The organism is Cellulomonas sp., from assembly GCF_036279715.1.
Classification (GTDB): Bacteria; Actinomycetota; Actinomycetes; order Actinomycetales; family Cellulomonadaceae; genus Cellulomonas_A.
This window is the reverse complement of sequence record NZ_DASUIR010000025.1, coordinates 1-2,713: the sequence shown is the minus strand read 5'-3', so window position 1 is coordinate 2,713 and position 2,713 is coordinate 1. Positions and strand designations below refer to the sequence as shown.

The 2,713-nt window shown below is 70.4% G+C and carries 3 protein-coding genes; all 3 read right to left on the bottom strand.

What is annotated here, in order from left to right; all coding sequences use genetic code 11:
- Positions 1–1,091, bottom strand: a 1,091-nt coding sequence (locus VFW79_RS02025) for a methyl-accepting chemotaxis protein (RefSeq protein ID WP_329675645.1), incomplete at its 3' end; no start/stop codon positions are given.
- A gap of 23 nt (positions 1,092–1,114) precedes the next feature.
- Positions 1,115–2,212: a multiple monosaccharide ABC transporter substrate-binding protein gene (gene chvE / locus VFW79_RS02020; RefSeq protein WP_329675644.1), complete on the bottom strand. Its 1,098-nt coding sequence runs from the start codon at positions 2,210–2,212 to the stop codon at positions 1,115–1,117.
- A 239-nt stretch (positions 2,213–2,451) separates the two neighbouring features.
- Positions 2,452–2,713, bottom strand: a 262-nt coding sequence (locus VFW79_RS02015; protein WP_329675643.1) for a methyl-accepting chemotaxis protein, incomplete at its 5' end; no start/stop codon positions are given.

The following is a 2,713-nucleotide window of genomic DNA, read 5'->3' as shown; positions in this document are numbered from 1 at the left end:
TTCGTCGCCGCCGCCACCCCCGTCGCCTGATTCGCGACCTTCGCCGCCTCATTCGCGTTCTGCGCGATCTCCCGGATCGAGGCACCCATCTGCTCCGCCCCCGCCGCCACCGTCTGCACATTGCGCGACACCTGCTCCGCCACAGCCGCCACCACCCCCGCCTGCACACTCGTCTCCGCCGAGCCCGCCGACACCTGCGAGCTCGACACCGACAGCTCCTCGGCCGCCGCAGCAACCGTCCCCGCCGTCTCCACGACGCCCGCCATGGTCGACCGCAGCGACGTCTGAGCGGTCGACAGCGCGCGCGCCATCTGGCCGAGCTCGTCACCGCTCTGGACATCGGTCGGCACCGTCAGGTCGCCCCCGGCCATCGCGTCGAGCGTCGTGCTGACCGCTCGCAGCCCGCTGGTGATCCGACGGGTCACGGTGCCGGCGAGTGCGCTCGCAGCGACGATCCCGACGACGAACGCGATCGCGAGAGCCATGACCGTGCGCCGGATCTCCGCCGAGGCGCTGTCCATCACGGCCTGGACCTTGAACTGGATCTGGCCGTCCGCGAGACCGAGCGCGCGACCGGTGTTGTCGGGGTCCCCGGCGACGGACGCGTTCAGAGCCGCCGAGAGGCCGGCGACGTCACCCGCAGCGATCAGGGGCGCGAGCGTCGCGTCCCGGTAGGCGATCCACGCGTCCCACCGCGTCACGAAGTCGGACCACTGCTGGGTCTTGGACTCCGGGTACGACGAGACCTGCTCGATCATCCGTGCCGCGGTGCGGTCGTTCCACTGCGCCGACGTCAGCAGCTGCTCGCGGGCGCTGGCATCTGTCGCCTCCGCGGCCCGCTGGACCAGCAGGTGGCTCTCCGTCTGCACGGCCCGCAGCTTGGCCATCGAGCCCTGCAGCTCGCCGGTCAGCGTCCGCACCGTCTCGAGGTTCTGCCCCGCACGGAGCAGCGCGATCGCACCGACCCCGCCGACGAGCCCGAACACGGCACCCAGGAGCGCCAGCGACGTGCCGATCTTGATCGCGACGGGACGGTCCCAGAACCACGCGGCGCGGCTCCGGCGGAACTGCTGGACGGTCTCGGCGGTCACGTTGGTCTCCATCATCCGGGCGCTCATCCGAGCTGCTGCTGGGTGTAGTAGCCGCTGCCCACCAGGACGTCCTGGTAGTTGGCCTTCGTCACGACCTGCGGCTTCAGCAGGTACGACGGCACGACCTTCACGCCGTTGTCGTACGACGTGACGTCGTTCGTCTCGGGCTCCTCGCCCTTGAGCAGGGCGTCCACCATCGACACCGCGACCTCGGCAAGCTGGCGCGTGTCCTTGTAGATCGTGGAGTGCTGCTCGCCGGCGACCACGGCCTTGACCGCGGGGATGTCGGCGTCCTGCCCGGTCACGACCGGCCACGGCTTGTCGGCCGTGCCGTACCCGTGGCTCCGCAGCACCTCGAGCACGGGCACCGAGATGATGTCGGCCGGCGCGAGCACGGCGTCGATGCGCTTCGTGGCGTAGACCGTGTCGAGGATCGGCCCCAGACGCTTCGCAGCGGTCTCGCCGCTCCACTTCGGGGTCGCGATGGTGGCGAAGTCTGTCTCGCCCGATCCGACCACGAGCACACCGGCGTCGAGGTAGGGCTGCAAGACCTTCATGGCGCCCTGGAAGAAGACCGTCGCGTTGTTGTCGTCCGGCGAACCGGCGATCAGCTCGATCGAGAACGGCCCGGTGACGTGCGTGTCGGCCCCCTTGGCGTCGAGGACGCCGAGACCCTCGAGCAGCGAGTCAGCCTGCTGTGCGCCGACCAGGGCATTGTCGAAGGTCGCGTAGTAGGCGATGTCCGGGGTGTCGCGGATCAGCCGGTCGTAGGAGACGACCGGGATCTTCGCGGCGGCGGCCTTCGCGAGGACGTCCTTCAGGGCAGTCCCGTCGATGGCCCCGACGACCAGCGCACCTGCGCCCTCGTCGATCATCGCCTGGATCTGGGCGACCTGGGTCGGCACGTCGTCCTCGGCGTACTGCAGGTCGACCGTGCGGCCGAGGGCCCGGAGCTGCGCGGCGACGTTCTTGCCGTCGTTGACCCAGCGGTCCGACGTCGTGGTCGGCATCGCGACGCCGACGATCTGCTTCGTCGCGGCGGCGCCCGACGAGCACCCTGCCAGGGTGGCGGTGACCACCAGCAGCGCCGCAGCAGCGGCACCGATCCGTACGCGTCTCATGTGTCGGCCTTCGTGTCGGGACCCGGCCTGCGCACGGCGAGACAACGCAGAGCGACGACCGGTCGGGGGGTTTCCACCCCTCCGATCGGCAGCGCGAGCACGTATTCAATGCTTTCCCGAGCAGACCGGCCACCAGCTCATCCGCACCCGACGCACGCGCACCCGACCCGCCGGCACCCGACGCACGAGCACCCGGGGAGCGGCGGGCTCCCCGGGTGCTCAGGTCGTGCGGACGAGGCTCAGTACGTGAAGGTGGCGACCCGGGCACGCAGGTCCGCGGAGAGCTGCGCCAGCTCGGCGACGGCGTCGCCCATCTGCCCGAGCACGTGCGCGGACGCGTCCGCGGACGTGGCGACCCCGGTGATGTTCGACGCGATCTCACTGGACCCCATCGCCGCCTCCTGCACCCCCCGACTCATCTCGTTCGTCGTCGCCGTCTGCTCCTCCACCGCACTGGCGATCGTCAGCTGATAGTCATTGATCGACGCGATGATCGCGCTG

Bases quoted from the DNA above. Each gene is read 5' to 3' on its own strand.
- chvE (WP_329675644.1), bottom strand. From the start codon at position 2,212: ATGAGACGCGTACGGATCGGTGCCGCTGCTGCGGCGCTGCTGGTGGTC.